We start from the raw sequence: 22,443 nt of genomic DNA, 5'->3' as shown, positions 1-22,443 counted from the left end.
CCGGCCAAAAATCACGCGAACGATTTGACGGGGCGCGATGATGTATCGATTGCCCTAATTTATTCGGTATGCCGGAGTCACCGCACGGAGAGCACGGCCGTCCCCGGACGCGCGCGGAGCATTGGGCGGCGTTCCGGGAGTCGCCCTTCCTGCCCGCCACGGTCATCCTCCTGATCGTCGCCGCCGCGGCCGGCCTCTTCGCCGGTTCCTACACGTACGCCATGGCCGCGCCAACCCCGCACAGCATCCCGACGGCGGTGACCGGCGGCTACGACGAGCCGGCGGCCCGTCGGTTCATCGACGGCATGGAGGACTCCCTGGGCGCCTCCCTGAGGCTGCACGCGTACGACAGCCGGGAGGCGGCGGTGCAGGCGGTCGAGGAGCAGAAGGTGTTCGCCCTGTTCGAGGCACCCGCCGGCAGCCGGACCCTCACCCTGCACGTGTCCGGCGCGTCCGGGGCGACGGTCGCGCAGGTGCTCGCGGAATCGGCGGTGAAGGTGAGCAGGGCCACGGGTACCTCCGTGGTGGTCCACGACCTGAATCCGTTGCAGCGGGGCGACCCGAGAGGGCTCGCGATCTTCTACATCTCGCTCGCCGCCGTGATCATGGGATTCATCGGAGCCATTCAGCTCAGCGTGCACGCCAAGGAGCTGAACCCGCTGGAGCGCATCGTCTTCATCGTCGCCTACGCCCTGCTCGGCGGGTTCACGATCGCCGCCGTGGTGGACTGGTGGCTGGGCGCGCTGAGGCTGCCGTTCGCCGAGTCGTGGTTCATCCTCGCCCTGACGATGTTCACGTCCGGCATGGTGTTCACGATGTTCAACACCCTCGTCGGACGCTGGGCCATGCTGCCGACGTGGGGGCTGATGGTGCTGCTGGGCAATCCCTCGTCCGGCGGTGCCGTCTCCTGGCCGCTGCTGCCGTCCCCGCTCGGCACGATCGGGCGCTGGCTGCCGCCCGGCGCCTCGGTGAACGCCCAGCACACCGCGGTGTACTTCCGGGGCCACCAGCACGCTTTCCCCTTCCTGGTCCTGGCGGGTTGGGCGGTCGTCTCCTGCGCGGTCTTCCTGATCTGGCGCGAGCGCCATCCGGGCGGCCGGCCGACCCGACCGGCCCACGCGTCCCGGGACCAGCGGGACTAGGGGGTGCGCTGGGCGGGCGGGGCCGGCGGGGCGGCTTCGGGGTGCCTGCGGACCGGACCCTCCCCGAGGGCGATCGCCCTCGCGGTGTTGGAGACGGCCTTGATGCCCAGGTAGGCGGTCGTCGTGCTGCTGACGGCGGTGAACGCGGCGGTGAGGATGCCGACGATCACCGCCTTGTCCCCGTCGAGCTGCCACACGCCGAAGATCGCGACCCCGGCGATCGCGAGATTGCTGACGACGACCGCGAGCAGCCCGTAACGCGCCCGGTCCTTCTCCAGCTCGGTGTCCCGAACGGCTCTGCCCTCGTCCCGGCTCATGTCTCCCCCGCCCCCCGGCGCACGCGCGATCAGCCTGAACGTAGCGCCGGCCGGGCGTGGTGCCAAGGCGGCACGGAACCCCGCGGTGACCTGTCGTCGTGGAGCCGGTCGGGTCGGGCGTGGCCCGGTCGTACGAGTCAGTGCTGATCCGGGCCGGTGCCGAGGAGAACGGAGACGTCCTCCGCCGACCAGTGGCCGGTCGCGCCGGGGCAGGCCGCGACGTACGAAGCGACCGCCTCCGTGTCCCATGCGCCGGTGGCCAGCAGGCCCGCGGCCAGGTACCGGACGTAGGCGGCGGAGGGGGGAACCCACCGCACGTCGTTCATCCCCCACGGCGCCGTGAAGGTCAGCACGGGCAGGCCCTCCACCTGACCGGCGCACACGAGCGTTTCGTAGCGCCCTTCGCCGAGCACGGCGCGCCGCCGGGTGAGGACCTCCTCCAGGTCCAGGTCCAGATCCTGCTCCGGCGTCCGGTACATCTCCTGTGCCGCGATGTCGGTGAACTGGCCGCTCGTCACCAAGTGCGCTCTGGCAAGTACCCGGCCGCTCGGCTGTGGGTCGTAGAAGGCCCGCCCCCCGCCCCACACGGGTGACTCCGTGGCGAAGTACATGGCGCCGGTCAGCTCCACCGGGATCGACCGGGCCGGCATGGCGGGGTCGCGGCATCCCGGGTACTCCCTGGCCGCGCCGGGTGGTCGCCCGCCCTTGATGTAGGCGGCGAGCCGATCCAGGTGCGTGTTGGAGCCGTAGGACGTGTACCAGACCTGTTCGGGGTGCCGATCGAGCGGCAGTGCCGGATCGATGCTCGGTAGGGCCTTCGCCATGGTCTGCTCCGTCGGCGTACCGGTGGGCTGGAAGGGTACGAAAGAGCCCCTCTCCAGTGATGTTGGAGAGGGGCTCAGGCCCTGTTCAGGGCGGCTGTGGCTGGGGCCGGGGTCGAACCGGCGACCTTCCGCTTTTCAGGCGGACGCTCGTACCAACTGAGCTACCCAGCCACGGTGTTTCACGTGAAACACCAGCGGTCCTGACGGGATTTGAACCCGCGGCCTCCACCTTGACAGGGTGGCGAGCACTCCAAACTGCTCCACAGGACCAAGCTTGTGTGCAACAGTGTCGCACACGATCTTGCGTGCCCCCAACGGGATTCGAACCCGTGCTACCGCCTTGAAAGGGCGGCGTCCTAGGCCGCTAGACGATGAGGGCTATCGGCCCGCCTGGGCGCTTCTCAGCGCGTCGGGGACGTGAGAAGCATATGGGATGGCGGGGGGTATCGCCAAAACGGTTTACGGCGAGGTCGTCGCAGCGCCGGAGGAGGGGGCGGGAGAGGAGGGGGAGGGCGCGCGCGTGGCACCGGTGGCACCGGGCCGGTTCTCGTCCGCCAGATGGCGGCTGACCTCGGCCGTCGTCAGACCAAGTCCCCCCAGTTTGATCGCGTCCCATGCCTGCAACCTGCGGCTGTCCCGGTCGAAGTAGAGGATCGACGCCTCGATCGGGGCGGGGTACTTGTGTTCCACGGCACGCAGCCCGCTGCCGCCGGTCGAGCCCTCCATGCGCAGCCGTGTGCCGTACGGCAGCATCTCCGTCCCCTCGTGGTGCAGATGCCCGCAGAGCACCAGCGGCACCTCGCCGTCCGTCTCCCGGGCGGCGGACGGCTCGTGCGCGACCGCCACGTCCACCGGGGCGCCGGCCGCCTGCTGGTCGCGCAGGGCACTGGCCAGCCGGGCGCCCGCCAGTTCCTCGGACGCCTCACTCCCGGGCACCACCGAGCGGTCGGGGGTGAACTGCGGATCACCGATGCCCGCGAACCGCAGGCCCGCCACCGTCTCCGCGCGGCCGTCGTCCAGGACGCGGACGTTCTTCATCCGCTGCAGATAGTGCTGGGTGGCCCTGGAGTCGTGGTTGCCGCGCACCCACACATACGGCACGCCCAGGTCCCGGACCGGGTCCAGGAAGCCGTTCTCCGCCGCCGCGCCGTGGTCCATGGTGTCCCCGGAGTCGACGATCACGTTCACCTGGTACTGCTCCACCAGCGAGCCGATGATCTTCCAGCCCGCCGGGTTGAGGTGGATGTCCGACACGTGCAGCACCCGGATGGTCGAGGGATCCGGCCGGTAGGCCGGGAGGGTGGACGTGACGTCGTAGAGCTTCGTCACGTTCGTCACCAGGCGCGCCAACTCTTTCTGGTAGACGTCGAATTCGGTGACGATGCTGCGTGCGTTGCCCACCACGGACGGCGCCGAGCTGAGCAGGCCCGAGAATCTCGGTTCCAGGACCGACTTCGGGTTCCAGGTCGCGTACGCCGACGCGCCGCAGGCGGCCAGCAGGGCCAGGGCCAGCCCGCCGGCGGCCAGGGCCCGGCGCGGCCGGCGGTAGACGGCGAGGCCGAGGGCCGTGGCCCCGGAGACCACGGCCACGCCGGACCGTACGGCCAGGTCCAGCGTGCCGTGTTCGACGTCCCGGGCGACCTCGTCCTGGAGCCCCGAAAGCCGCTCGGGGTGGTCGACCAGGGCCTGGGAGCGCTCCGGGTCCAGTTGGTCGACGTTCACGTCCAGCCGGACCGGGGCCACGTGACTGTCCAGGCTGAGCGCGCCCAGCGGAGAGACGTTGATCTTCGTGCCACCGGTGACGGAGGGGCGCAGCGCCATCGTCGTGTCCATCGGGCCGACCGGGGCCCGGACGTCGCCGACGATCAGCAGGCCCAGCCAGGCGCCGACGAGGACGACCGCCGCGAGCCCGAGCCCACGCAGCCAGGGGCGCGGACGGGTGGCGGGTTCGAGACGGGGGAGCGGGCGGTTGCGGGTGCGGGGGGATCGTGTTCGGTTCGAGGTCCGGTTCAGCATGCTGCGCAGGGCTGCGACGGGGACGCGGGCCATTGGACCCGTATGCCCACGCCGCGGCGCGGATATGCGACGGTTCGGCACTCTCGCACCGGGCCGTCCGTACCGGACAATGACCATGTGCTGGAGATGACGCGCGAGGAGTTCGAGGAACTGGTCGCCGAGGCGCTCGACCGGATTCCGCCGGAGCTGACAGGGCTGATGGACAACGTCGCGGTGTTCGTCGAGGACGAACCGCCCGCCGACGACCCCGAGCTGCTCGGCCTCTACGAGGGGACACCGCTGACCGACCGGGGCGAGTGGTACGCGGGTGTCCTGCCGGACCGGATCACCATTTACCGCGGGCCGACGCTCAGGATGTGCGAGAGCCGGGAGGACGTCGTCGCGGAGACCGAGGTGACCGTGGTCCACGAGATCGCCCACCACTTCGGCATCGACGACGCCCGGCTGCACGCCCTCGGCTACGGCTGAGGGCGGCGGCGCGTACGGCTGAGGGTGGTGGTGCGCAGAGCCGGGGTGGCGGCGCGTACGGCACAGGTGGGGCGGCGCGTACGGCTGAGCGTGTCGGTGTGTACAGCTGAGCGTCGTGGCGCGTACGGCTGAGGTGGCGGCGCGTACGGCCGAGCGTCGATGCGCGCGGGGCGCGTGTCCTCTTGCGGGCGGCGGGAGTTGGGGAGGTTGACTCTTTCCTTGCCCCCGGAGGTGGCCGCCGTGCGCCCCTTGTACGTACCCGTCCGTCTCGCCGTCACGGTCCTGGCCGTCACGACCGCCGCCGGCTGTGTGAACGTGGGCGACGACGCGGGCCGGGCCCGCCCCGCCCACTCGGCGGGGCAGCACGGCGGTGAGGCCCCCGACGGAGGCCCGGTGGACGGCGCGGGCGGCCTCGTCGAGGAACGCGCGGGCAGTGACGGGAAACACGGCCACGGCGGCAAGAGCAAACCCGGGGAGTCCGCCTCGGCGTCGGCCACCCCGTCCGGCACGGGCAGCGCGTCGGGGGCACCGGCGAAGCCGGGAAAGCCGGGGAAACCGGGTGATCCGGGGATGACCGACCAGCCCGGGGACCCGGCGCCGACCAAGGCGCAGCCGACGCCCCCGGCCAGCTCCGCCCCGCCCGAGCCGCCGGCCTCCACCCCGCCGCCGCCCGTCTCGGAGCCGCCGTCGGCCGAGCCGTCCTCGTCGGCGCACGAGGAGACGGGACCGCAGCTGGTCCAGCGGGAGCCGGCGCCCGCGGCGGGCGTGGCGGTGTGAGTTCCCGGAGCGCGGAAGGCGCGGCGGGACCGCGCGGTCGCGGCTGGGGCGCCGGTACGGCGACGAGGTGGTCGCTGAGCTGGGCCTATGGTGCTCGGTTTGCCTTTGTGGGGGGTAGGTGCGTATGGTGGTAGATCGTTTGATCCCATTTGCCCGGCGCCATCACAGAGCGCGCCGTGTGGCGCGTACTCTCCTTTGCCGTGGCGGACCGCATTGAGGCGGTCGTGAGCGAATCACGGAGTTGACGGGCGCGTGCCGAAGAGACTCCGGAAGGTTTCGCATTCGCATGTCCGTGTCCAGTACTGATCAGATCGTCGTGTCCGAGAACGAGAACGAGCTCGTAGACGTGACGACCGAGGTCGCCGAGGCCCCCGAGGCCGCTGACACCACCCCCCAGACCACCTTCGCCGACCTCGGACTCCCCGAGGGCGTTGTGCGCAAGCTCGCACAGAACGGCGTGACGACCCCCTTCCCGATCCAGGCCGCGACCATCCCGGACGCCCTGGTCGGCAAGGACATCCTCGGCCGTGGCCGCACCGGCTCCGGCAAGACCCTCTCCTTCGGTCTGCCGACCCTGGCCCAGCTGGCCGGCGGCCGCACCGAGAAGAAGCGGCCCCGTGCCGTCATCCTCACCCCGACCCGTGAGCTGGCCATGCAGGTCGCGGACGCCCTCCAGCCGTACGGCGACGTCGTCGGCCTGAAGATGAAGGTCGTCTGCGGCGGCACCTCCATGGGCAACCAGATCTACGCCCTGGAGCGCGGCGTCGACATCCTCGTCGCCACCCCGGGCCGCCTGCGCGACATCATCAACCGCGGCGCCTGCTCGCTCGAGGACGTCCAGATCACCGTCCTGGACGAGGCCGACCAGATGTCCGACCTGGGCTTCCTGCCCGAGGTCACCGAGCTGCTCGACCAGGTCCCGGCCGGCGGCCAGCGCATGCTCTTCTCCGCCACGATGGAGAACGAGATCAAGACCCTCGTCGACCGCTACCTGACCAAGCCCGTCCTGCACGAGGTGGACGCGGCCCAGGGCGCGGTGACGACCATGTCGCACCACATCCTCATCGTGAAGCCCAAGGACAAGGCGCCGGTCACCGCCGCGATCGCCTCCCGCAAGGGCCGCACGATCATCTTCGTCCGCACCCAGCTGGGCGCCGACCGCGTCGCCGAGCAGCTGTGCGAGGCCGGCGTGAAGGCCGACGCGCTGCACGGCGGTATGACCCAGGGCGCCCGTACCCGCACGCTGGCCGACTTCAAGGACGGCTACGTCAACGTCCTGGTCGCCACCGACGTCGCCGCGCGCGGTATCCACGTCGACGGCATCGACCTGGTCCTGAACGTGGACCCGGCCGGCGACCACAAGGACTACCTGCACCGCGCCGGCCGTACCGCCCGCGCGGGCCGCACCGGCACGGTCGTCTCCCTGTCGCTGCCGCACCAGCGGCGCCAGATCTTCCGCCTCATGGAGGACGCCGGCGTCGACGCGGCCCGCCACATCATCCAGGGCGCCGGCGCCTTCGACCCGGAGGTCGCCGAGATCACCGGCGCCCGCTCCATGACCGAGGTCCAGTCCGAGTCCGCCGCCAACGCCGCCCAGCAGGCCGAGCGCGAGGTCGCCCAGCTCACCAAGGAGCTGGAGCGCGCCCAGCGCCGCGCGACCGAGCTGCGCGAGGAGGCCGACCGGCTGGTGGCCCGCGTCGCCCGCGAGCGTGGCGAGGACCCGGAGGCCGCGGTGGCCGAGGCCCAGGTGACGGCCGCGGAGGAGCTGGCCGTGGCCGAGGAGCCGGCGGAGCGCGCGCCCGAGCGCGAGGAGCGTCCGGCGGCTGCGGCCCCGTACGAGCGTCGCGAGCGGCGCGGCTTCGAGCGCCGTGACGACCGTGGTGGCCGTACCTTCGAGCGTCGTGACGACCGTGGCGAGCGCCGTCCCTTCGACCGCGACCGCGGTTCCGAGCGCCGCGACGACCGTGGTGGCCGTACCTTCGAGCGTCGTGACGACCGTGGTGACCGCCGTCCGTTCGACCGTGACCGTGACCGCGGGTTCGACCGTCGTGACGACCGCGGTGGCCGTACCTTCGAGCGTCGTGACGACCGCCGTGACGACCGTGGTGGCCGTACCTTCGAGCGTCGTGACGACCGTGGCGAGCGCCGTCCCTTCGACCGCGACCGTCGTGACGACCGCGGTGGCCGTACCTTCGAGCGTCGTGACGAGCGCCGTGACGACCGCCGTGACGACCGTGGCGGCTTCCGCCGCGAGGAGCGCGGTGGCTTCCGCCGTGACGAGCGTGGCGGGCACCGGGGCAGCGACCGTCCCTTCAACCGCGACCGCCGCGACGACCGTCCCGGCTTCCGCACCGGCGGCCACGAGCGCCCCAACGGCCGTCGTGACGACCACCGTGGCACCGGCTCCTTCGGCCGCCGCGACGACAAGCCGCGCTGGAAGCGCAACGGCTGACGCCTGCTGAGCTGAGAAGGGCCCGTACGACTCCGGTCGTACGGGCCCTTCCGGCATTCCGGGGGAGCGGGCCGAGGGCAATTTTTGGCCACATCGAGTCTCTGAGTGACGCATGTCACGCCCCCGGTGAGGGAATTGCTGGGGGCATGACAGATGACACGCGAGCGAGCGGACAGCGGGAAGCGCCCGGTCCGTCGGACGAGGAACGGCTGGCCCAACTCGGCTACACGCAGGTCCTCGCCCGCCGTATGTCGGCGTTCTCCAACTACGCCGTGTCCTTCACGATCATCTCGGTGCTCTCCGGCTGCCTGACCCTCTATCTCTTCGGCATGACCACCGGCGGCCCCGCGGTGATCACCTGGGGCTGGGTGGCGGTGGGCCTCATGACGCTGTTCGTCGGCCTGTCGATGGCCGAAATCTGCTCTGCGTACCCGACCTCGGCCGGCCTGTACTTCTGGGCCCACCGGCTGGCGCCCCCGCGTTCGGCGGCGGCCTGGGCATGGTTCACGGGCTGGTTCAACGTGCTCGGCCAGGTCGCGGTGACCGCGGGCATCGACTTCGGCGCGGCCTCCTTCCTGGGCGCCTATCTGAACCTCCAGTTCGATTTCCAGGTGACCCCGGGCCGCACCGTCCTGCTCTTCGCCGCGATCCTCCTGCTGCACGGTCTGCTGAACACCTTCGGCGTCCGGATCGTCGCGTTCCTGAACAGCGTGAGCGTGTGGTGGCACGTCCTCGGCGTGGCGGTGATCGTCGGCGCGCTGGCACTGGTCCCCGACCACCACCAGTCGGCGTCCTTCGTCTTCACGCACTTCGTCAACGAGACGGGCTGGGGCAGCGGCCCGTACGTCGTTCTCCTCGGCCTCCTCATGGCCCAGTACACCTTCACCGGCTACGACGCCTCCGCCCACATGACCGAGGAGACCCACGACGCGGCCACGGCGGGCCCGAAGGGCATCGTCCGCTCGATCTGGACGTCCTGGATCGCGGGCTTCGTCCTCCTCCTCGGCTTCACCTTCGCGATCCAGTCGTACGACAAGGAACTGGCCTCCCCGACCGGCGCGCCTCCCGCCCAGATCCTCCTGGACGCGCTGGGAGCGACGACCGGAAAGTTGCTGTTGCTGGTCGTGATAGGTGCTCAGCTCTTCTGCGGCATGGCCTCGGTGACCGCCAACAGCCGCATGATCTACGCCTTTTCACGGGACGGCGCGCTGCCCTTCTCCCGCGTCTGGCACACGGTCAGCCCGCGCACCCGTACCCCCGTGGCGGCGGTCTGGCTGGCCGCGCTCGGCGCGCTGGTCCTCGGCCTGCCGTATCTGATCAACACGACGGCCTACGCGGCGGTGACGTCGATCGCGGTCATCGGCCTCTACATCGCGTACGTCATCCCGACCTTCCTCCGCGTCCGCAGGGGCGCCGACTTCGAACCGGGCCCCTGGCACCTGGGCCGCTGGTCGGGCGCGATCGGGGTCGTCTCGGTGACCTGGGTGGTGGTGATCACGATCCTCTTCATGCTCCCCCAGGTCTCCCCGATCACCTGGAAGACCTTCAACTACGCCCCGGTCGCCGTGCTGGTCGTCCTGGGCTTCGCCACCACCTGGTGGCTGGCCTCGGCCCGTCACTGGTTCCTCAGCCGCACCCCCACGGCCACGCCGGTACCGGCAGAAAAGTGACCATCCCCCCGCTCCGGCCGACTCCGACGTGGCCGCGACGCCGATACCCGATCGGCGACACGGCCTCGTCCCGCTATGCTCGGACAGGCAACATCGCCTGGGCCCTTAGCTCAATTGGCAGAGCAGTGGACTTTTAATCCATTGGTTGTGGGTTCGAGTCCCACAGGGCCTACGGACGGCAGGCGGGCGACACACCCCCTGACCTGCTACGCAGCGTCCGGGCCGACTTCGGTCGGCTCGGACGCTGCCTCGTTTCGGGCACCTGCGTGAGCGGATGTGCACATGGCCCGCGGAACGTGTCCGGGCGCGGGCCGGTGGGGCCGGTGGTGCGTCCGGTTCGGGTGCGGGCGTCCGGCGCCGCGTTCGGGGTGGCCGGCGACGTACGGTGAAGGTACCGAGGGCATCACGCACTCCGGCTGTCCTGCCGGATCGTCCTCGGCGAGAGACGAACCCCGGGCCGCCTGAGCGGACGGTGCGGAGACGGGTCGGCATCATGCTCGCCGCGATCACAGCAACTTCGGGTTTCCTCCGGGTCCTTGCGCTGTCCTGCCGCGGGGTGACGTGATGGTCGTGCAGCGGCTGGACATTCACCGGCGTGACCGGGGGGAGCGGGCCCTCGTCACGCTCGTCGGCGCGATCGGGCCGGCCACGGCTCCCCTGCTGCGGACCGCGCTGGAGCAGTGCCTGCGCGACGGTGTGAGGGTCATCGACGTCGATCTCGCCACGGTCGGATCCTGCGACTCCAAGGGCCTGGACGTCTTCCTGACGGCGTCGCGGCGCGCAGACCGGGTGCACGCTTCCCTGCGGCTGCACCATGCGTGCGCGCAGATCACCCGGCTCCTCGCCGTCACCGGTTCCGCCCTCTCACTCGGTGCCTTGCCGGGTGCGTCTGCGTCGGCCGACGGACAGCCGGGCGGCGGCGCCCGCGTCTGTGCGCCGGTCGTCAAGGACGGAATCCGGCTCCGCCGCCTGAGCCGCTGGCAGGCGGAGAGCATGGGCGAGGACATCGCCGACCTGGCCGCGGAGCCCGTCGCGGGTCTGTCGGCGGACCCGTACGGGGAACGGGGCGCATTCCTGGGGCGGCTCGCCGTGAGCGCCCGACGGCCCGGCTTCACGCTGCTGGTCGCCGAAACGACGGTGCTGGTGGGGTGCGCCTTCGGATTCCCGGTGGGCCCCGATACCCGCTCCGAGCGTGGATTGCAGGAGAGCGTCCAGAGGCTCACCGGCTGTGCCCGGTTCCTGCTCCTCACCCTGGTCGTGGCGCATCACCACGACCAGCACCGCGACATCGGCCGCCGTCTGCAACAGCGGCTGCTGGCCGACGGGCACACCGCACTCGGCGTCGCCCTGCTCCATCGGGCGGACCGTGAGGGGCAGGCCGCCTTCGAGTCCTGGGGCTGGCGCAACTGCGGGGAGATGGTGGGGCTGCCCGGCCGGGGTGCCCCCTGTGTGCTGGTCCTGCGGGAAAGCGGCCCGGTACCCGCGCCTCGGGCCGCCGGTCCCGGCCGGGCGTAGCCTGCGGCAGACCGAGAACCTGTCGGGCGCAGGACCAGGGTGGCGCCGGAGCGCCGTCCTCGGCCCCACCGTCCGCAGATCCCCATCGCCCCGGCACCGTCCGCCCGCCGCCATGGCGGTGCCGTCCGGCCCTGCGGCGTTCCAGGGATCGGCGGCCGCCGGGTTCGCCCGGCCGGCGGAGGCTCGCCACGCGCGAGTCTGTTCAGCTGCCCCCGACGATCCGTTCCACCGCCGCCGTCACCAGGGCGTCCCGTTCCCGCTCCGTGAGGGCCTCCGGGAGGGTGAGCTGTTCGACGATCAGCCAGTTCAGCGCGAGATAGAGGAGTTTGACCGCGGTGGCGTCGCCGGGCAGGCCCGTGGACTCGTGGTACGCGACGTTGGCGGCGAGGTCGGCACGGACGCGTTCGGTGAGGACCGTACGCAGGTCCGGACGGCGGGTGGCCTCCAGGCGGAGTTCCAGGAGGGCGAGGTAACCGGTGCGGAAGGCGGCGACGCGGCCGACGAGTTCGCGCATCAGCTGGGCGTACGTGTCCCGGTCCCGGGCGGCCGTGCGCTGGCGTTCGACGACCGCCTCGTCGGGCCGCAGCCGCTCGTAGACACGGGCGCCGGCCTGGGTGAGCAGGTCGTCGCGGCTGGTGAAGTAGTTGGACGCCGTTCCGGTGGGTACGGCGGCCTCGGCGTCCACCGCCCGGAAGGTCAGGCCCCGCGCGCCCTCCCGGGCCAGCACCTCGATCGCGGCGTCGACGAGTGCCGCCCGCCGCTGGTCGTTCCGTCTCACCATGGGCCGCGACTCCGGGGGTGGCAGGGATCGTTCGTCACTGCGGGCAGAGTACTGCGGATGGAGTGGTGGCGGCCGTCAGGGGTCACAGCACCTGCGCCACCCGGTAGGCCACCCCGCCGTCCACGAGGTAGCCCGAACCGACGCAGACGATGTCGTTGAGCCAGGTGTAGGGCCCGGCGCCGGTCTCGAAGAGCGGGGTGGTGCGGAAGTAGGACTCGGTCGTGGCGGCAGGATCCCCCGGGGCGGTGCGGCGGCCGGTGTACGTCATGCGGATCAGGGCGTCGTCGTGGGTGCGCAGGGTCAGCCGTACGTCCAGGCGCATGGTGCCGGCCGGGCCGAAGAGGGCCCAGTCGCCGCCTCCGGGAACGACCTCGCCACGCAGCCGGGCTCCGTGGAAGGCGCCGCCGGCCGCTCCGAAGAGGACGCGCCGGGCGACCCGCCGCCGGGCCCGGGCGCCGAACGGTAACGCCGGGCGGGACGCGGAGTTGGCGGCCTTCCAGGTCGACGCCGTCCTCAACGCGGCCAACACCGCCATGCGGCTCGGTGACCCGGACGCGGCCGGAAAGGCGCGGCGCGTGGTGGAGGGCCTCCTCGGCGAAGGAGACCGACCCCCCGAGCCGCAGGTGCGGCTCGGAGCCGGCCGGGATCAGTCCGCCGGCGCGATGCCCGTCACCGGGCGCCGTAGGCCCGGAGGAACGCGGCCACCGCACCGGTGATCAGGCGGTCCGTCTGATCTGCCGGCAGGGGCATGACGCCGTAATGGGTGGTCTGGACGATCTGGTGCGCGGTCAGGGCCGAGAAGTGGCTCGCGGCCAGCGCCGGGTCGCCGTGGAGGTTCAGCAGACCGGCGTCCTCGAGCTGGGTCATCGCCTGGGTGAGGGCCCGGCCGACCGGTCCCGGGCCGGCCTCGAGCCAGGCCCTGAGCACCTCGGGCGGTACGTGGTCGGCCTCCGCGTGGATGTGGCGGACCAGGGCGAAGTGGTTCGCGTAGTCGGTCATGAGCCCGGTGAAGGCGCGGGCCAAGGAGACCAGGTCGCGTTCGAGGTCGTCCGGGTGGGGCGGGCGCTCCGGATCCAGGACGGCGCGCAGACGGGCCAGTTGGGCGTCCCGGACCTCGCTCGACGTCCAGGTCACGACCGTCTGGAAGAGCTGCGCCTTGCCGCCGGGGAAGTGGTTGTAGAGCGTGCGCGTGGAGACGCCGGCCGCGGCGGCGAGCGCGTCGACCGAAGCGCGCGCGTAGCCCTCGCGGCCGAAGACCGTGCACACCGCGCTCGCGATGGCCATCTGCTTCTGCAGCTTGCGCGGTGACACCTCGCGCCGCGCGCGCTCCACCCGGGACTCGTTCGTCTCGCCCACGTCTGCCTCCTTGCCGACCGGGCAACCCTAACCGAACTACAACGCCCGTTGTAATTTTTACAACGAGCGTTGTAGTTTGTGGTGAGCGACCGCCGGCGACGGGGGCCGCCCGCTCACGGATCGCCCACGACCGCGTCCGAAGCGATCCACCGGAGATCCACCGAAGCGATCCGCCAGACGTTCCGTCAACGAGGGGGACAGCCATGTCCGTTACCGATCCCGTCACCGGTGCCCGTACCGCCGAGGACCTTCCGCTCCGCGTCGCCGTCATCGTCGGCAGTGTGCGCGAGGGGCGCCGGGGCCGGGCCGTCACCGACTGGTTCCTCGCCACCGCCGCGGAGACCGACCCGGGCCTACTGTTCGACGTCATCGACCTCGCCGAGGTGGACCTGCCGCTGGTGCTGCCCGGCTGGGGCGGCACGCCGAGCCCCGGGGCCGCCGCCGCGCTGCGGGACGTCTCACCGCGACTCGCCGCCGCCGACGCGTTCGTGGTCGTCACGCCCGAGTACAACCACAGCTTCCCGGCGGCCCTGAAGAACCTCCTCGACTGGCACCTGCGCGAGTGGCAGGCCAAGCCGGTCGGATTCGTGTCCTACGGCGGTCTCGGCGGCGGTCTGCGCGCGGTCGAGCAGCTCCGGCTGGTCCTCGCCGAACTGCACGCCGTGACCGTGCGCGACTCGGTCAGCCTGCACGGTCCCTGGTCCGGTCTCGGCGAGGACGGCGTCCCGCGGGACGCCGAGGTGTGCGCCGGCGCCGCCAAGGGCATGCTCGGCCAGCTCACCTGGTGGGGACGGGCGCTGCGGACCGCGCGCGCCGAGCGTCCCTACGCGGGCTGAGGGCGGGCGATGAGCACCCTCCGGCCGCCCGGTACCGCGTCGGCTCCGCCGGCCGGCGACGCGGGGCCCGCCCCCTCGACCGCTCTCCACCGCGTCGTCACCGTCGTGGTGCTCGGAACGATCATGTCCGTGCTCGACATGACGATCGTCAACGTCGCGCTGCGCCACCTCTCGCAGTCCTTCGGCGCCCCGCTGGAGACCATCCAGTGGACCGCGACCGCCTACACGCTCGCGCTCGCCGCGGTCATCCCGGCCGCCGCCTGGGCGATGGGCCGGATCGGCGCCAAGCGCACCTATGTGCTCGCGCTCGCCCTGTTCACCCTGGGCTCCCTGCTCGCCGCCTGCGCCTGGGACGCGGGCAGCCTGATCGCCTTCCGGGCCGTGCAGGGGCTGGGCGGCGGGCTGTTGCAGCCGGTCGGTATGGCGATGGGCATGCGGGTCGCGGACCGGGCCCGGCTCGGCCGGGCGATGGCCCTGCTGGGGCTGCCCATCCTGGTCGGCCCGGTCGCCGGCCCGGTGCTCGGTGGCTGGCTGGTCGACGCCGCCTCCTGGCACTGGATTTTCCTGATCAACCTGCCCGTGGGCGCCCTGGCGCTGTTCCTCGCGGCCCGCCTGCTGCCGACGGACACCCCCGACGCCCGCGGCGCCGACCGGCCCCGGCTGGACGTGCCGGGTCTGCTGATGCTCTCGCCCGGCCTGGCCCTGCTCCTGTTCGGCCTGGCCCGCGGCGGCGAGCGCGGCGACTTCACGGCCCCCGGCGCGCTGGTGCCGGTGCTCGCGGGTGCCGTGCTCGTGGCGGCCTTCGTGCGGCGGGCGCTCGCCGTCCGCGCGCCGCTGCTGGACCTGCGGCTGCTGCGGGACCGTACCTTCGCCGCCGGAGTCGGCACGCTCGCCCCGTTCACCTGCGGCTACTTCGGATCGATGCTGCTCGGGCCGCTGTACTGGCAGCAGGAGCGGGGTCTGGGCGCGACGGCGGCGGGGCTGCTCGGGGCGCCGGTGGGGCTCGTGGTCGGTACGACGATGCAGATCGCGGCACGGCGCATCGACCGGGTCGCACCGCGCCGGATGATCGCGGCGGGGTGCGCGGTGGGCGCCCTGGGCATGGGTCTGCTGGCCTGGCAGACAGGGGTGGCGGGGGTCGCGTCCTGGCGGATCGTCGTCGCGGGCATGGTGATGGGCGTCGGCGCCGGGATGACGCTGATGCCGACGATGACCACCGCGACCCGCGATCTGCCCGCCGACCGGCTGCCCGGGGCGAGCACCGCGCTGAGCATCAACGCCCAGCTCGCCGCGTCGGTCGGTACGGCCCTGCTGTCGGTGGTGCTCGGCGCGGCGGGTCCGGGCCCGGCCGGTTTCCGGCTCACCTACGCCGTGGCGGCGGCGCTGCTCGCCCTCGGCGTCCTCTCGGCGCTCCGGCTCCCGGCACGGCGCCAGGGCTGAGCCCTCCCGGCCCTCCTGCCGTGTCAGCCCGCCGTCAGTTCCGTCAGTTCCGTCAGCTTCGGCAGTTCTGGCAGTTCGGCCAGCTCCGGCAGTTCGGCCAGCGGCAGCGTGTGCTGGGTCTGGAGCACCTTGGCGCGCAGGTAGCGCACGTTGTGGGCCGTGGTGAAGACGCCGGTCGGCACCCGGTCCCGTACGGCGATTCCCAGCGCGCCCAACTGCCCCGCCTTGTCGGGGTTGTTGGACAGCAGGTCCAGCTCCGTGATGCCGAGGGCGCCGAGCATCTGCGCGGCGGCCGTGTAGTCGCGGGCGTCCTCGGGGAGGCCGAGGGCGGCGTTCGCGGCGTAGGTGTCGAGGCCCTCGTCCTGGAGGGCGTACGCGTCGAGCTTGTTGTAGAGGCCGATGCCCCGGCCTTCCTGCCGGAGGTAGAGCAGGACGCCGCCGCGGTCGGCGATGCGTTCGACCGCCTCGCGCAGCTGCGGGCCGCAGTCGCAGCGGGCCGAGCCGAAGACGTCACCGGTCAGGCACTCGGAGTGCAGGCGCACCAGCGGGACCGGGCCGGGGTCGCCGAGGACGACCGCGACGTGCTCCTGGCCGTCGGAGAGGCCGTGGAAGGTGACGAGTTCCGCGTCGGCCCGGTAGCCGTCGGCGAAGCGCAGCGGTACCCGGACGCGAGCGCGCGGGGTGGCGGCGGGGATGTCGGGCATGCGGGTCCCTCCCAGGAAGCTGCTTCATATTTGAAGCAGTGTTTTCGCGTGGACCCTACCCCATACTTAAAAGTTGAAGCAATCGCTCCGGGGTGTGGCTCAGGAGCCCGCGGGCGGCGTCGACGGGCAGGGCGAACGGCGCAGCCAGGGGACACCGTCGGCGCCGGAGCGGGCGTCGTCGTCGCCCTGGAGGCCGCGCGCGATCCCCGTGCAGATCTCCGCCAGCTGCCCCACCTGTTCCGGGGTGATCCGGTCGAACAGCAGGGCGCGGACCGTCTCGACGTGCCCGGGTGCCGTACGCTCCAGTACGGCCGTCCCCTCGTCGGTCAGCACCGCGACCGAGCCGCGCTTGTCCTGGTCGCAGTTCTCCCGGCGCACCAGGCCGTCCCGTTCCAGCCGGGTCACCGCGTACGTCAGCCGGCTGCGGGTGATCTTCAGCGTCTCGGCGAGATCGGTCATGCGCAGTCGCCGGCCGGGTGCGTCGGAGAGGTTGGCCAGCACCGAGTAGAACAGGTGCGGCATGCCGCCCTCCTGCTGGAGCTGCCGGTCGATCGCGTCCTCCAGGAGGCGGGAGGCGGCGATGTAGGCGCGCCAGGCGCGCTGCTCCTCGGGGCTGAGCCAGCGGGTCGTCATGCCGCCAGTGTAGGTTTGTTTCAAACTTGAACCAAGCGGTCCGTCTGTCCACCGTCCGCCTCCGGAAGAGAGGGCGTCGATGCCCCTGCCGTACGTGCTGCTGTCCGCCGCCGTCTCCCTCGACGGCTACCTGGACGACACCGGCCCCGAACGGCTCCTGCTGTCCAGCCCGGCCGACTTCGACCGGGTCGACGAGGTACGGGCCTCCGTCGACGCCATCCTCGTCGGCGCCGGCACGATCCGCGCCGACAACCCCCGCCTGCTGGTCAACTCCGCCCGGCGGCGCGCGGCCCGCGGCGCGACGGGCCGGCCGGAGTACCCGCTGAAGGTCACCGTCACCGGCTCCGGCGACCTCGACCCGGACGCCAACTTCTGGCACACCGGCGGCGAGAAGCTCGTCTACACCACCGACGAGGGCGCGGAACGGGCCGCCCGTCTCCTCGGCCGCACCGCGGACGTCGTCCCGCTCGGCCGCGCCCTGGACTGGCGGGCACTGCTGGAGCATCTGCACGACGTGCGCGGAGTCGGGCGCCTGATGGTCGAGGGCGGCGGCACGGTCCACACCCAGCTCCTCCAGCAGGGCCTGGCCGACGAACTCCAGCTGGTCCTCGCCCCGCTGTTCGTCGGGGACCCGGCGGCCCCGCGGCTGTTCGGGACCGGCGGCTACCAGGGCGGGCGCCTGCGCCTGCTCGACACCCGCCGGATCGAGGACGTCGTCCTCATGCGCTACGCACCCACCGCCCCCGGCACCGGCCCGGTCCCCACCGCGGCCGACCGCCACTGGCTGCGTGCCGCCTGTGAACTCGCGGCCCTGTGTCCGCCCTCGGAGACGGCGTTCAGCGTCGGCGCGGTGGTGGTCGCCGCCGACGGCACGGAGCTGGCCCGTGCCCACTCGCGTGAGGGCACCGACCCGGTGGCCCACGCGGAGGAGGCGGCGCTCGCGAAGACCGACGCCGCCGACCCGCGGCTGCCCGGCGCCACGGTCTACAGCAGCCTGGAGCCCTGCGCCCGCCGCGCCTCCCGGCCGGCTCCCTGCGCCGAGCTGATCCTGCGGGCCGGGGTGCGGCGGGTGGTCACCGCCTGGCGCGAACCCGACACGTTCGTCACCGGCGCCGACGGCACGGGTCTCCTGACCGCCGCGGGCGCCCGGGTCGTCGTACTCCCGGAGCTGGAGGGTCTCGCCAAGGCGCCGAACGCGCACCTGCCGGGCTGAGTGCCACCGGTCGGCGACGGTTTCCGTGCGTGACCGCCGGGTCGTCGTGGTCGGTCGCGCACGGTCGCCGTGCCCCTTCGGGGGCGCTGTCGCGCGCCGAAAACACTCAGGGCCCGGAATCCGATGGATTCCGGGCCCTGAGTGTTCAGTAGCGGGGACAGGATTTGAACCTGCGACCTCTGGGTTATGAGCCCAGCGAGCTACCGAGCTGCTCCACCCCGCGTCGTTGTGTCACCAGCATACGTCATCCCTGGGGTGCTTTGCACACGCTTCCCGTCCCGCCTGCCGACCGTCACCCAAGGTGACCGGGCGACCGCCGTGCGGTGACGACTGAGTCACCATCAAAACTGCCAGTGACTACTGAACGCTTCTGGCCCTTAGGTCAACTCGCCCGGTTTGACGGGTTACTGGGCGATAACTCCGTCGCCGAGAACGTTAATGATCAAGTCGAACAGCTTGGAAAGTGACTGGCAGGTCTATTAACGTTCGATAACGCAGCGCGGTCGTCCCAGCCGTCACAAGAGACGGCTCCGTGCGCACGCGCCGAATCCCGCGAGGGAACCGGGGAACCACCACTTTGGGGTGAATCACGCGGATATCGCCGTGAACTCATGGGAGTCCACGATCGGTATACGCGCGTAGGAGACCTTCCTGCTCCGAACCCGTCAGCTAACCCGGTAGGCGGAGGAAGGAAAGGAGCACGCCCGCGTGGCGTCCAACCGGTCTGTCCCCGAAGCCCCGTCCATACCGGCACAGCGCGAGACCGAGACCTTCGGGTACGGCGCCTACCGCGCCGAGGAGGGGCCCTGGGAGGAGTGGAACCCCACTGAGGACTCCGTCACCCCGGTCCGCGGCCGGCACCGCGTCGCCAAGCAGCGCGGCGGCTTCGCGCGCAGCTCCACCGTCCTCGGCGTCGGCGTCATCGCCGCGGTCGGCGCGGGCGGCATGGCCAGCGCCAACACCGGCAAGCCGCCGGTCTCCATCTCCATGCCGGACCTGCCCTCCGTCGGCTCCCTCTTCGACGACGGCTCCGCGGACCCCCAGCCGGCGCAGGCCACCGCGACGCTGAGCAGCGTCGGCGTGTCCTCCGCCGAGGGCGAGGACTCCACGGACGCGGGCGAGGTGCTGCGCAGCCGGATCATGGCCCAGGCCGAGCAGCAGCAGGGCCAGGCCGAGACCAAGGCCACCGCCGTCGCGCTCGCCGCCGCCGAGAAGCGGAGCGCCGAGGCCGCCGCCAAGGCCGAGAAGGAGGCCGCCGCCAAGGCCGCCGAGGCCAAGGAGAAGGCGGAGGCGGACGCCAAGAAGGCGGCCGAGGAGAAGCGGCTGGCCGAGCTGGCCAAGCAGTACACGCTGCCGACCTCCTCCTACACGATCACCTCGACGTTCGGCCAGGCCGGCTCGATGTGGTCCTCCGGCTACCACACCGGTCTGGACTTCGCCGCCCCCACCGGCTCCCTGATCAAGGCCGTCCACAGCGGCACGATCACCGAGGCGGGCTACGCCGGCTCCTACGGCTACCGCACGATCCTCACCCTGGACGACGGCACCGAGCTGTGGTTCTGCCACCAGTCCTCGATCAACGTCTCCGTCGGCCAGAAGGTCTCCACCGGTCAGGTCATCGGCCGCGTCGGCGCCACCGGCAACGTCACCGGACCGCACCTGCACCTGGAGGTCCACCCCGGCGGTCAGGCCACCGGGATCGACCCGATGGCGTGGCTGCGGGACAAGGGCGTCAACCCCTGACGGGCCGCCCTCAGCGGGAAGCCTCGCGGGCGTCGTGGCGGGACGCCTTCGCGGGAACTCGGCGCCGGCGGGGCGGGATGCGATCGTCCCCCGCCGGTGTTGGCATGACGTATGACGTCACTTCGTAAACTCGGCTCTTCCGACCTCGAGGTCTTCCCGCTCTCGCTCGGTGGCAACGTCTTCGGCTGGACCGCCGACGAGCAGACCTCCTTCGCCGTCCTCGACGCCTACACGGCGGCCGGCGGCAACTTCATCGACACCGCCGACTCCTACTCCGCCTGGATCGAGGGCAACCAGGGCGGCGAATCCGAGACGATCATCGGCAAGTGGGTCACGGCGCGCGGCAACCGATCCGATGTCGTCATCGCGACCAAGGTCAGCCAGCATCCGCAGTTCCAGGGGCTGTCCGCCGCCAACCTCAAGGCCGCCGCCGACGCCTCCCTGCGCCGCCTGGGCACCGATTACATCGACCTCTACTACACCCATTTCGACCAGCCCGAGGTGCCGGTCGAGGAGATCGTCGGCGCGCTGGACGAGCTGGTGAAGGCCGGCAAGGTCCGGCACATCGGCGCCTCCAACATCACCGCCGAGCGCCTTCAGGCGTCCCTCGACTTCTCCGACCGCGAGGGCCTCGCCCGCTATGTCGCCCTCCAGCCGCACTACAACCTGGTCTCCCGCGACACCTACGAGGGCCCGCTCCAGGACCTCGCCGCCCGCGCGGGCCTGTCCGCCGTCCCGTACTTCGCGCTCGCCTCGGGCTTCCTCACCGGCAAGTACCGGCCCGGCACGACCGTCGACAGCGCCCGCGCCGACGGGGCCCGCAAGCACGCGGAGTCCGAGCGCGGCCAGAAGGTCCTGACGGCCCTGGACGAGATCGCCGCGGCCCACGACGCCCCGGTCGCCACGGTCGCCCTGGCCTGGCTGGCCGCCCAGCCGACGGTCACCGCGCCGATCGCCTCGGCGAGGACGGTGGAACAGCTTCCGGCGCTGCTGGGCGTGGCGGACCTGAGGCTGACCGAGCCCGAGGTGGCCAGGCTGACGGAGGCATCGGCCTAGACACCGGCCCGCGCCTCCCGGGACCGGGGCCCGCGGCGACCTCTCCGTCGCGACGGTGCCCGACCACGACGGGCGGTTCCGGGGTGCCGGGCTGGCCCGGCGCCCACTGGGGACCGGCGGTGCCCGACGACGGGCGGTTCCGGGGGTACCGGGCTGTCCTGCCGTCCGCCCGGGACGGCTACGAGCGGTACGGGTTGTACGGGGCGTACGGCGCCGCCGGGTAGCCGTACGCCGGCCAGTGCGCCGTGGGTCCCGGCCCCGCGTACACCGGCCGGGCCGGGGTGGCCGTCCTCGCCGCGTACTCCAGGGCCGGACGGGCCGCGTCCCTCCGTTTCCACAGCTCGTCCAGCAGCTCCCGCTCCCGTACGACGAAGTCGGTCCCCGCCTTCCCCTTGCGCCCCCGCTGCCGCAGGAACGCCAGCGAGGTGGCGTATCCCTCGTACCGCGCCACCTCCCGTGCCGCCGTGCGGCCGTGGTGGTGCCGGGCGTAGTCCCGGGCCATCCGTCGCGCCCGCATCGACCCGAGCGCGAACGGCTCGGCCGGCCCCAGCCACCCGGCCAGCACGTACGCGGGCAGTTCCGCCCGCACGATCCGCAGCTCGCGCTGCCGGGTCCAGACAGCGAGCCATGTCAGCAGCGCGAACGCGGGCACCATGAAGGCGGCGTAGACGGCGAAGAAGCCGTACTCGCCGAAGGTGGCGGAGCCGTTCCACAAGGCGTGCATGCCCATCGCGAGCAGCAGTCCGCCGACCGGCAGCAGGAAGCGCCGGATGTGCTGCCGCTCGGCGGACAGCGCGGCGACACCGAAGCCGATGCCGGTGAGGACGGTGAACAGGGGGTGCGCGAACGGGGACATCACGATGCGCACGAAGAAGGTGGCGGCGGTGACGGAGGCGATGCCGCGGTCGCCGGTGAGCTGGTCGGTTCCGAAGGCCGTACCGAGGTAGAGGATGTTCTCGGTGAACGCGAAGCCGGTGGCGGTGACCCCCGCTATCACCACCCCGTCCACGATCCCGGTGAAGTGACGCCTGCGGAAGAGGAACACCAGCAGCACGGCGGCGGCCTTGGCGGACTCCTCCACGATCGGCGCTATCACCGTGGCGCCGAGCGTGTCCGCACTGGCCGGATCCGCGGTGGAGGTGGCGATCCACTTGGTCGCGAAGCTGTTGGCCACGATCGCTATCAGCGCCGCCGCGCAGGCCCCCCAGGCGAAGGAGAAGACCAGGTTCCGCCAGGGTCCCGGCTCCACCCGGTCCAGCCACCGGAACGCGGCTATCAGCCAGGGCACCGGCAGCACGGCCAGCCCGAGCCCGACCAGGAAACCCTCCGTGCCGGTCTGCCGCCGCACCAGCGCGAGGATGACCAGACCGGACAGCGCCAGCAGTGAGGTCAGCGCGCCGTACCGCACCCACCTGCGCTGCCACCAGTGCGGGTGGCGGAGCGCACCGTCGCCGGGGCTCGGGGTGTACGTCGGAAACGGAGGACTGGTGGCCACGGCAT

General features: G+C 72.1%; 20 protein-coding genes, 5 tRNA genes and 1 riboswitch. Of the genes, 12 read left to right on the top strand and 13 right to left on the bottom strand.

Annotated features, from left to right (window positions below):
• Positions 1-68 precede the first annotated feature (68 nt).
• A complete protein-coding gene (locus ACIGYR_RS26450; protein ID WP_399604050.1) occupies positions 69-1,142 on the top strand; it encodes an ABC transporter permease in 1,074 nt (357 codons plus the stop codon).
• Here the strand turns inward: ACIGYR_RS26450 and ACIGYR_RS26445 are convergent.
• From ACIGYR_RS26445 to ACIGYR_RS26420, 6 genes are all read right to left on the bottom strand, one after another.
• The gene (locus ACIGYR_RS26445; protein WP_391845672.1) at positions 1,139-1,459 is read right to left on the bottom strand and encodes a hypothetical protein; all 321 of its coding nucleotides are present in this window, start codon (positions 1,457-1,459) and stop codon (positions 1,139-1,141) included. The genes ACIGYR_RS26450 and ACIGYR_RS26445 overlap by 4 nt on opposite strands.
• Positions 1,460-1,596: 137 nt before the next feature.
• The gene (locus tag ACIGYR_RS26440; protein ID WP_399604054.1) at positions 1,597-2,283 is read right to left on the bottom strand and encodes a histone deacetylase; all 687 of its coding nucleotides are present in this window, start codon (positions 2,281-2,283) and stop codon (positions 1,597-1,599) included.
• Between the two features lie 97 nt (positions 2,284-2,380).
• Positions 2,381-2,454: transfer RNA gene (locus ACIGYR_RS26435), tRNA-Phe, on the bottom strand.
• Between the two features lie 24 nt (positions 2,455-2,478).
• Positions 2,479-2,553 (bottom strand) — tRNA-Asp (locus ACIGYR_RS26430).
• A 36-nt stretch (positions 2,554-2,589) separates the two neighbouring features.
• Positions 2,590-2,662: transfer RNA gene (locus ACIGYR_RS26425), tRNA-Glu, on the bottom strand.
• 80 nt (positions 2,663-2,742) lie between these two features.
• Positions 2,743-4,332: a metallophosphoesterase gene (locus tag ACIGYR_RS26420; protein WP_399604057.1), complete on the bottom strand. Its 1,590-nt coding sequence runs from the start codon at positions 4,330-4,332 to the stop codon at positions 2,743-2,745.
• An 84-nt stretch (positions 4,333-4,416) separates the two neighbouring features.
• On the opposite strand from ACIGYR_RS26420, the gene ACIGYR_RS26415 reads away from it, so the two are divergent.
• From ACIGYR_RS26415 to ACIGYR_RS26390, 6 genes are all read left to right on the top strand, one after another.
• Positions 4,417-4,767 carry a metallopeptidase family protein gene (locus tag ACIGYR_RS26415; protein WP_391845668.1) on the top strand — a complete coding sequence of 117 codons (351 nt, stop codon included), beginning with the start codon at positions 4,417-4,419 and terminating at the stop codon, positions 4,765-4,767.
• Between the two features lie 240 nt (positions 4,768-5,007).
• Complete coding sequence (locus ACIGYR_RS26410; protein ID WP_399604058.1) at positions 5,008-5,544, top strand: hypothetical protein; 537 nt, start codon at positions 5,008-5,010, stop codon at positions 5,542-5,544.
• Between the two features lie 286 nt (positions 5,545-5,830).
• A complete protein-coding gene (locus tag ACIGYR_RS26405; RefSeq protein ID WP_399604060.1) occupies positions 5,831-7,996 on the top strand; it encodes a DEAD/DEAH box helicase in 2,166 nt (721 codons plus the stop codon).
• 146 nt (positions 7,997-8,142) lie between these two features.
• Positions 8,143-9,666, top strand: coding sequence for an amino acid permease (locus tag ACIGYR_RS26400; protein ID WP_399604062.1), 1,524 nt, complete (start codon positions 8,143-8,145; stop codon positions 9,664-9,666).
• A gap of 99 nt (positions 9,667-9,765) precedes the next feature.
• Positions 9,766-9,838 (top strand) — tRNA-Lys (locus ACIGYR_RS26395).
• 392 nt (positions 9,839-10,230) lie between these two features.
• The gene (locus tag ACIGYR_RS26390) at positions 10,231-11,181 is read left to right on the top strand and encodes an STAS domain-containing protein (protein WP_399604065.1); all 951 of its coding nucleotides are present in this window, start codon (positions 10,231-10,233) and stop codon (positions 11,179-11,181) included.
• A 202-nt stretch (positions 11,182-11,383) separates the two neighbouring features.
• Here ACIGYR_RS26390 and ACIGYR_RS26385 read toward each other — a convergent pair whose 3' ends face one another.
• The 3 genes from ACIGYR_RS26385 to ACIGYR_RS26375 form a co-directional block, all read right to left on the bottom strand.
• Positions 11,384-11,962: a TetR/AcrR family transcriptional regulator gene (locus tag ACIGYR_RS26385; protein WP_391845658.1), complete on the bottom strand. Its 579-nt coding sequence runs from the start codon at positions 11,960-11,962 to the stop codon at positions 11,384-11,386.
• A gap of 82 nt (positions 11,963-12,044) precedes the next feature.
• Complete coding sequence (locus ACIGYR_RS26380) at positions 12,045-12,497, bottom strand: DUF3237 domain-containing protein (protein ID WP_399604067.1); 453 nt, start codon at positions 12,495-12,497, stop codon at positions 12,045-12,047.
• Positions 12,498-12,631: 134 nt separating this feature from the next.
• Entirely contained in the window at positions 12,632-13,318 is a 687-nt protein-coding gene (locus tag ACIGYR_RS26375; protein ID WP_399604069.1) for a TetR/AcrR family transcriptional regulator, read from the bottom strand.
• Positions 13,319-13,521: 203 nt separating this feature from the next.
• On the opposite strand from ACIGYR_RS26375, the gene ACIGYR_RS26370 reads away from it, so the two are divergent.
• Complete coding sequence (locus tag ACIGYR_RS26370; RefSeq protein WP_399604071.1) at positions 13,522-14,154, top strand: NADPH-dependent FMN reductase; 633 nt, start codon at positions 13,522-13,524, stop codon at positions 14,152-14,154.
• Positions 14,155-14,163: 9 nt separating this feature from the next.
• Positions 14,164-15,594, top strand: coding sequence for a DHA2 family efflux MFS transporter permease subunit (locus ACIGYR_RS26365; protein WP_399604074.1), 1,431 nt, complete (start codon positions 14,164-14,166; stop codon positions 15,592-15,594).
• A 23-nt stretch (positions 15,595-15,617) separates the two neighbouring features.
• On the opposite strand, the gene ribA is transcribed toward ACIGYR_RS26365, so the two are convergent.
• Both ribA and ACIGYR_RS26355 read right to left on the bottom strand, forming a co-directional pair.
• Complete coding sequence (gene ribA / locus ACIGYR_RS26360) at positions 15,618-16,298, bottom strand: GTP cyclohydrolase II (protein ID WP_399604077.1); 681 nt, start codon at positions 16,296-16,298, stop codon at positions 15,618-15,620.
• 99 nt (positions 16,299-16,397) lie between these two features.
• Positions 16,398-16,931: a MarR family winged helix-turn-helix transcriptional regulator gene (locus ACIGYR_RS26355; protein ID WP_399604080.1), complete on the bottom strand. Its 534-nt coding sequence runs from the start codon at positions 16,929-16,931 to the stop codon at positions 16,398-16,400.
• 79 nt (positions 16,932-17,010) lie between these two features.
• Here ACIGYR_RS26355 and ACIGYR_RS26350 point away from each other — a divergent pair, with 79 nt between their 5' ends.
• On the top strand, positions 17,011-18,144 hold the full coding sequence (locus tag ACIGYR_RS26350) for a dihydrofolate reductase family protein (protein WP_399604083.1): 1,134 nt from the start codon (positions 17,011-17,013) through the stop codon (positions 18,142-18,144).
• Positions 18,145-18,293: 149 nt separating this feature from the next.
• Here the strand turns inward: ACIGYR_RS26350 and ACIGYR_RS26345 are convergent.
• Positions 18,294-18,367 (bottom strand) — tRNA-Met (locus ACIGYR_RS26345).
• A 308-nt stretch (positions 18,368-18,675) separates the two neighbouring features.
• Positions 18,676-18,845: riboswitch (cyclic di-AMP (ydaO/yuaA leader) on the top strand.
• Between the two features lie 7 nt (positions 18,846-18,852).
• On the opposite strand from ACIGYR_RS26345, the gene ACIGYR_RS26340 reads away from it, so the two are divergent.
• Together ACIGYR_RS26340 and ACIGYR_RS26335 are read left to right on the top strand one after the other, a co-directional pair.
• Positions 18,853-19,887 carry a M23 family metallopeptidase gene (locus ACIGYR_RS26340; RefSeq protein WP_399604085.1) on the top strand — a complete coding sequence of 345 codons (1,035 nt, stop codon included), beginning with the start codon at positions 18,853-18,855 and terminating at the stop codon, positions 19,885-19,887.
• A 111-nt stretch (positions 19,888-19,998) separates the two neighbouring features.
• Positions 19,999-20,943 carry an aldo/keto reductase gene (locus tag ACIGYR_RS26335; RefSeq protein WP_399604088.1) on the top strand — a complete coding sequence of 315 codons (945 nt, stop codon included), beginning with the start codon at positions 19,999-20,001 and terminating at the stop codon, positions 20,941-20,943.
• Positions 20,944-21,121: 178 nt separating this feature from the next.
• On the opposite strand, the gene ACIGYR_RS26330 is transcribed toward ACIGYR_RS26335, so the two are convergent.
• Complete coding sequence (locus ACIGYR_RS26330; RefSeq protein ID WP_399604092.1) at positions 21,122-22,438, bottom strand: PrsW family intramembrane metalloprotease; 1,317 nt, start codon at positions 22,436-22,438, stop codon at positions 21,122-21,124.
• Between the last annotated feature and the right edge of the window lie 5 nt (positions 22,439-22,443).

The organism is Streptomyces sp. NPDC053076 (genome assembly GCF_044546845.1).
Lineage (GTDB): Bacteria > Actinomycetota > Actinomycetes > Streptomycetales > Streptomycetaceae > Streptomyces.
This window is presented reverse-complemented; position numbering and strand designations above follow the sequence as displayed.